Origin of the sequence: Bradyrhizobium sp. Arg816, assembly GCF_029989365.1 — a bacterium.
In the GTDB taxonomy this organism is placed as follows: Bacteria; Pseudomonadota; Alphaproteobacteria; order Rhizobiales; family Xanthobacteraceae; genus Bradyrhizobium.
On the sequence record NZ_JAPRAQ010000030.1, the window covers coordinates 88,296 to 95,169 of the forward strand.

At 57.3% G+C, this 6,874-nt stretch carries 4 protein-coding genes and 2 pseudogenes; all 6 read left to right on the forward strand.

Going from position 1 to position 6,874, the window contains the following annotated elements; translation table 11 throughout:
- The first annotated feature begins 918 nt into the window (after positions 1 to 918).
- The 6 genes and pseudogenes from OWC48_RS40490 to OWC48_RS40505 all read left to right on the forward strand — a co-directional run bounded on the left by OWC48_RS40490 (position 919) and on the right by OWC48_RS40505 (position 6,700).
- Positions 919 to 1,779, forward strand: coding sequence for an acyl-CoA thioesterase II (locus OWC48_RS40490; RefSeq protein WP_282525015.1), 861 nt, complete (start codon positions 919 to 921; stop codon positions 1,777 to 1,779).
- A gap of 683 nt (positions 1,780 to 2,462) precedes the next feature.
- A complete protein-coding gene (locus OWC48_RS40495; RefSeq protein ID WP_282525016.1) occupies positions 2,463 to 3,638 on the forward strand; it encodes a Xaa-Pro peptidase family protein in 1,176 nt (391 codons plus the stop codon).
- A complete protein-coding gene (locus OWC48_RS40500; RefSeq protein WP_282525017.1) occupies positions 3,635 to 4,798 on the forward strand; it encodes a M20 aminoacylase family protein in 1,164 nt (387 codons plus the stop codon). The genes OWC48_RS40495 and OWC48_RS40500 overlap by 4 nt, the downstream gene beginning before the upstream one ends.
- Positions 4,799 to 5,574: 776 nt before the next feature.
- Positions 5,575 to 5,817 (forward strand): annotated as a pseudogene (locus tag OWC48_RS47240) (aldehyde dehydrogenase family protein); the annotation flags it as partial.
- A 326-nt stretch (positions 5,818 to 6,143) separates the two neighbouring features.
- Positions 6,144 to 6,362, forward strand: a pseudogene (locus OWC48_RS47245) (transposase); the annotation flags it as partial.
- The gene (locus OWC48_RS40505; protein WP_282525018.1) at positions 6,359 to 6,700 is read left to right on the forward strand and encodes a transposase; all 342 of its coding nucleotides are present in this window, start codon (positions 6,359 to 6,361) and stop codon (positions 6,698 to 6,700) included. The pseudogene OWC48_RS47245 and the gene OWC48_RS40505, both read left to right, overlap by 4 nt.
- Positions 6,701 to 6,874 lie beyond the last annotated feature (174 nt).

Genomic DNA, 6,874 nt, shown 5'->3' on the forward strand with positions numbered 1-6,874 from the left:
TGCACGAAAGGTCCGAGGCGACGTCCGCATGGACGCGCGGCGCCGCACGAATGTACCTTACGATGTATGAGCATTCGAATCGCGGCCTTTATGCCTGGACGATCCGGCTGATCGCGCGCTGAGGTCTCGAGAGAGCGCGGTGAGCCGCTTCGTCGTTCTTGGAGCCAGGCCGACGCGTGGGCGACGTCCAAGCTCGCTTTGTGTGCTCTAAAGAAAAGGGGCCGGCTTGCAGATCCGCAGCATGTGGGCGCCGAGTTTCCGGTTGCGGCATTGAATATGCGATAATGGCAAAAATCCGATGCGGAGATGATCCGTCACTCCGATCGCGGCATCTAAGATGATTGAACCAAGTGTCGCCAAACGCCGCAGGCTTCTGACGTCTGGCGAGAAGTAAAGGCCGGTCGCTACGACAATGCCCGGTGAGAAGCTTCTTCAACAGGATCAAGGCCGAACTGACCCCTCAGCCTACTATGAAATCCGAAATGATGCGGAGCGCCAGATCTTCACGTACATCGATCTCTTCTACAACCGCCACCGCAGACACGCGGCCAATTGCTACAGCAGCCCGTCGAGATGAAGCTAGAAGCGGCTTAAGCCGCTTTCGTAAATCCGGAGTTCCTTGAGCCCTTCGGCCGGAGAATCTAGGAAGGAGCTTATATAAGCTTTCGCAACGAATAGCCAATCACATGCCGGCTGTTTGGTTCACGACATGCTCGGAACCAATTGCTCTCAACGCTCCCAATGCTGATGCCACAAGAACTTCGTTATTGTGCATCTGGTGAGCTGATGTGCGGAGCGGCACGCCAATTGCAGCAGCCATAAATGATTGTCACAAGCGGAAGGCTATTTGAAGTTTCGCTGTGTGCAAGGGGGCCCTTTGGCTGCACCGCTGCAGTGACACTGAACACGAGTTCTTGAATGCAAAAAAATCTGATCGACCTTGCGGCAATTCTCGACCTTGACTCGATTGGGGGCGACGTATTTCTCGGCAAGAGCCCAAACGTCCGGGAGCAACGGGTATTCGGAGGCCTCATCATTGGACAGGCGATGTTTGCGGCATGTCGCACAATCGAGTCCGGACTGCCGAATTCGCTGCATTGCTACTTCATCCAAGCCGGCGATCCCCAGGTGCCATTGATCTACAGCGTCGAGCGCCTCCGCGATGGCAAAAGTTATTCGACACGCCGCGTCACGGCGACCCAGCACGGTAGCACAATCTTTTCGAGCATGGTCTCGTTCCATAGAGGCGAAGAAGGGGTGTTCGAACACCAGGATAAAATGCCGCCGGTCCCAGCGCCCGAACATTTCGCAGCGGAAAAGTTGTCCAAGATGGCACTACATACCGATCTGCCCGACATCGTCCGCCGCTACTATGAGCCCGATCGTGCAGTCGAGCTTCGTCCGGTCGAAATCGGCAGGTATGTTGGCCAAAGAATTGAGGACGGAAGGCTTCATATGTGGATGAAGGCCACGAAAAAGCTGCCGGATGATCCGGTCCTGCACATATGTGCACTGGCTTATGCCTCGGACTTGTCGCTGCTGGATGCGGTGATGGCACGTTATGGGCGCACACTGTTTGACGGACGCATCTTGTCCGGAAGTCTTGACCACGCAATGTGGTTTCATCGTCCTTCCCGTGCCGACGAGTGGTTGCTCTACGCCAAGGACTCGCCCAGCGCGCAGAGCGGACGCGGTCTCGCCCGAGGGCTTATATTTAGGCGAGACGGTACGCTCGTAGCGTCGGTCGCCCAGGAGGGCTCGGTGCGCGAGCGGCGCTGAGCTTGCGCAAACGGGAAAATTCGGGGCTTGTGTGAGCAAACGCGGCGGCGGCTCTGTCGTGCCGCCTGTTATCCTGCCTTCGCGAGAAACAAAGGACGGGATCAACGCTTTGTTGATATCCTAGCAAGTCTCATCCTCACGATTACAGCAGGAGACTGTCAGCGCGGTCGTTCCGGGTGTAAGGAACTTGTTTTTTGCGAGAGAGGCGGTCACCTTAGAACTTTACTCTATCCATAACCATATTTGGTCGTGCCGTTGTCAAACACCTTTCGCAGACTGACGCCAGCGCTGCACCATCAGGATTAGCAGCTGTTGGAGCGTGGCGTTCCTCGCGCAAACTCAAGTCGCGCACTGGCCGGTTGAGCTGCTTCGCAATGCTTTTGGGTGCGAATATGCCCTTTATGAAGCCAGACCGCTCGGCGCCTTGTGTAGTTAATCCAGGTGATCAACTGAGACGTGACCCTGACCGTACTCCTTTTGCCTGAATGTTAGCCGGTCAGCTCTCTAAAAGACCTGAAACTACTAAACCGGGCAGTTGCTAGCTCCTTCTCGAGGCGCTTCAATGTTTGCTGCAGACGGTTGAGGGGCCAGGTACGGATGGCTCATCCAATCGCTGAGTGTTTGACGAGTACGCGAGCTGGCGGAAAGTCGCTGGCGCAGGATCGCCGAAGCTGGAGAATTCTATGCTCGCAACGACAGGTTCGGAAATCCCCTGGGCTGGGCTTCCATTCCCAACGTCGGAGTACGATCGCCGTCAGCGGACGGTGCTTGAAGCGGTAGCGCGCGCCGAGCTTGACGCAATTGTGGTCACCGCTATTGGTCACCTCAGATACCTTACCGGTTATCATGGATTTGGCGGGTACTTCGCTCCGTTCCCATTAATTCTAGCACCGGGGTACGCGCCGGTTTTCGTTGCAAGAGAGTACGACGCCGAGGCTGTCCGTGCCGAGGGATGCGTCGACGAGGTCGTTTGCTATAGGCATCCAAGTGATGTTGCTAGGACTTGTGCCGATGTTCTTCGCCAGCATCGGCTGCAGGATCGGAGAGTGGGTCTCGAATTCGGATGCTGGAATCTTGCTCCGGCTGACCTGAGTGCCATACGAGAACTGTGTCCGGGCATGAAAATCGCCGACGCCTCTCATTTAGTTGCATCAGTCGCCGCAGTGAAAAGCCCTCTAGAGATCGATGTGATGCGTCAAGCAATGGCTATAACCGATCTCGCCGTACGCGTGTTTCAAAACACGGTGTCCGAAGGTGTAAGCGAAACGGAAACGTACGCTGCCATAGCTCGAGAAGTCAGCAAAGCTGGCGGCGAAATATGGCGATCCGTTACTCTCGTGTTCGGCGACCGGACGAAGATGCCGCACGGTGTCCCAACGCCTCACGCCATCCGAAACAATGAACCGGCCATGATCGAGATTGGCGGCGTCAAGCACGGCTATGCCGCAGGCCTGGTCCGGAGCGCGGTGCTTGGTCGGCATCGTGAGACCGAAGCGCTGCACGCTCTTTCGGTGGAAGCTCTTGAATCCGCCATGGCCGCGATAAAACCAGGGGTGGCCGCGAAGGCAGTGGACGCCGCGGCCCGCGAGGTGATTGAGCGATCTGGACGGCCAGCGGCCTTTCGGCATCGTACCGGGTACCAAACTGGCATCCACTGGACAGAACGTGGAAACCTCAGTCTGGAGCCTGCCGCGGAGGATCTTTTAGAGCCCGGAATGACCTTTCATCTTCCGATTATCTTGTTCGGGAAAACTGGGCATCTGTTCGGCTGCAGCGAGCACGTGCTTGTTACAGAATCGGGCGCCGAAGTGCTCAGCTGTACAGATCGCAAGCTGTTTCAAGCTGTGGGCTCGGCATGAATGGCATCGAAGCGCTTCAGCATCTGCAGGCCGAGGCAACTGCTTGGCGCCGCCAACTGCATGAAAATCCTGAACTTGACTATCGGCTTGATAAGACGGCCAGATTTGTAGCCGAGAAGCTCGCTTCTTTCGGCGTGGATCATATCGAGACGGGGATAGCGGAAACTGGGATCGTCGCCCTGATTTACGGCCAGTCTCGAAAGGGTCCCACGATCGCACTGCGCGCGGATATGGACGCGCTTCCGATACTTGAACAGTCCGACAAACTCTGGTCTTCCAAAGTACCGGGCAAGATGCACGCCTGTGGGCATGACGGTCACATGGCCATTCTATTGGGCGCCGCGAAATACCTTGCTGCGTCTCGGCGCTTCAAGGGATCGGTCGCCTTGATCTTCCAGCCGGCTGAAGAGAGTGGAGAGGGCGGCCAAAGGATGGTTCAGGCAGGAATCATGGACCGTTTCTCAATAGCCAAGGTGTTCGGCCTGCACAATGTGCCAGGAATAAAAGTCGGCCATTTCGGCATCTGCCAAGGTCCGATCATGGCGGCTCTCGACGAGTTCGATCTTATTGTGAAGGGCAGGGGTGGCCATGCCGCTAAACCTCAGGAGGCCATTGATCCGGTAGTTATCGCCGCACAGATTGTCGTCGGGCTGCAAGCATTGGTGTCTCGTAAGACAAACCCGATGGAGGCGCTCGTAATATCTGTCACCAAACTCAAGGCGGCGCAGGCCTACAACGTCATCCCTGATCAAGTAGACTTGGCGGGCAGTGTCAGAACTCTTGTGCCTGACCTGCAGGACTTCGCACAAGGGCAGATTTTTGCTGCGGCTCGAGGCATAGCGCGCGGATTTGGCGCAGATGTCGAATTTGAGTACCGAAGGTCCGCTCCCGTCACGATCAATCACCCGGGAGAAACTGACTTGGCGGTAAAAGCGGCGCGCGACTTGGTTGGACCTGCTTGCGTCGATGAAAAGATAAGCCCGCGGATGGGCTCGGAAGATTTCGCCTACATGCTTGAAGCGAGGCCGGGTGCAATCATCTTTCTGGGTAACGGATCGACAGCTAGCCTACATCACCCAGGGTATGACTTCAATGATGAGGCCTTGCCTTATGGAATCGGCTACAGGGCGAATGTGGTTGAGACGGTGCTGGCTCTCTAAAGACCACGGAGACCGCACCAGTGCTCGTCTACATCTAGTCGGGCGAAGAGGTTCGATAGAACTGCTTGGCATTTCCGGTGTTGGCAATCGCGACAGGCTCCTTCCAAATCTCGAACTGTCGGTCGCTGCGATCCGCTGATGCTCGCTTTGAAACTTGAAAAAAGGACAAGCCGCCGAACATGCAAATACCTCCGCTGGTCAGTGAGTCGGCTACTCGAGTGAAGCGGCATTAGCTAACGCGAGTTTTTTATCGGCGCTAGCTGCGACGGGCGATGAATAGCATGGCACTCGCAAACTCACGCGTGCTCTGCGCGCCGCCATTGCCGCTTCCGCACGACCTAGGTCGCGTCGAGCAGTCTCGCAGATCAGTTGCGAATGCCGGCGGACGGGCCACAGCACTAATAGCCATGGGAGAGCGAAAATGAAGAGCAATGTGGAGGAGCGTAATCAACTGAGCTCAGCCAGCGGACCCTTCTCCAGCCAAAAATGTTCGGGGAAAGTCAGCCCCGTTTAGATGTGCGCGTTGGCAAGTCAGATGCATCAAACGGGTCCGGTCAGTTGTCGACAAATATCAAAAGGCGTCTGTGAAATCGGCGGTGGAGATGCACGAGGAGATTCGAGGTCTACTGCCAGCGGAATGCTTTGACAGAGGCACGCTTTCGATTGATGGGAAATGGTGCTGCGCTGAGGATGCTGACTCGTTCGCAGTGACGAGCCCAATTGACGGTCGGTATCTGATGGCGGCCTCGAGGGCGCGGGCCTAAGATGCGGATCGGGCAGTGCGGGCAGCGGAGGCCGTCACAACGTCGTGGGCTGACGATAGCGGCAGGCGTGCGACGCTAATGCTCCGCATCGCGCGGGAGATCCGCAAACACGCCAAAGAGCTTGGAACGATTGAGACGCTAGACAGTGGAAGACCGATCAGCGAGACCACAACAGATTCCGTGCAGCACGCAGCTGCGCTTTTCGATTGTTACGCTGGCTTAACTGACAAGCACGGTCCCACTGTGCGGAAGTGACGCGGCGACACTTGTCGATCGGGAGCGATTTGGGGGCGTAGGCGCGATTCCGGCGCGGAACTATCCCTTGCTAAATGCAGCGCGAAGTTTCCGCCAATCTTAGCTTCAGGAAATACGATTGTTCTTAAGCCGGCAGAAGCAGAGGCCGCTGGTTACGCTTCTCCATATCCCTCCATTGAGGGCGGCCTTGCCTGATGAGCGGGATGGCTGCAGGTCTTAGGGGTAATCCTAGGACGAGCGCTATGACGATTTCGAGGGCGGAGGTAATCACATCGGTCGAACGGCGGCGCCGGTGGTCGCAGGACGAGAAGTAACGGCTCGTTGCAGCATCGCTCGAGCCCGGAGCGAGTGTTTCCCAGGTAGCTCGCGTGGCTGGCCTGCATGTCAGCCAGCTGTTCAGGTGGCGCAAAGAGCTTTGCAAGGTAAGCGACAAAGAGACCCCATCTGGCGGACTGGCTGAGCGATCGGCTATCGGATGCTCAGTTGTGAGCCGATGTGAGTTTCTATGTCTGCGCCTAGTTCTGAAACTAGAACCTTCCATATGATCGAAGCGGTCGCCGAGCGTCTTGAGGGAGCGCCGCGGCAGCTTCGGCGACGCTGGTCGGACGAGTTCAAAGCGCAAGTTGCGGCAGAGGCGCTCGAGCCCGGCGCGAGCGTATCGGCGATCGCCCGCCGGATCGGCATTCACCCTTCGCAGCTGTTCGCCTGGCGCCGTGATGCGCGGGCCGAACGAACTTACCCCTCGCAGCGTTCGAGTCGCGAAGCCGCGATGGCTTGCATGTCAGTGATCGAGATTGCCATTGGCGAGGTGGTCGTGCGCGCCGGCCGGGATGTCGACGAGGCGCATTTGCAGCGCGTGATCCGGGCGGTCCGTTCGGCATGATTCCCTCTGGTGTGAAGGTGTTCCTGGCCAGCCATCCGGTCGACTTCATTGGCGACTGGCCCATTTACCGCCCCGGCTTTCGTGGGATGATGTTCGCCGCGCCATCGATGCGATCGGCAAGGCGACGCCGATCGACCTTCGCGATCGAGCTGTCCTGTTGTTGCTCGCCACCAC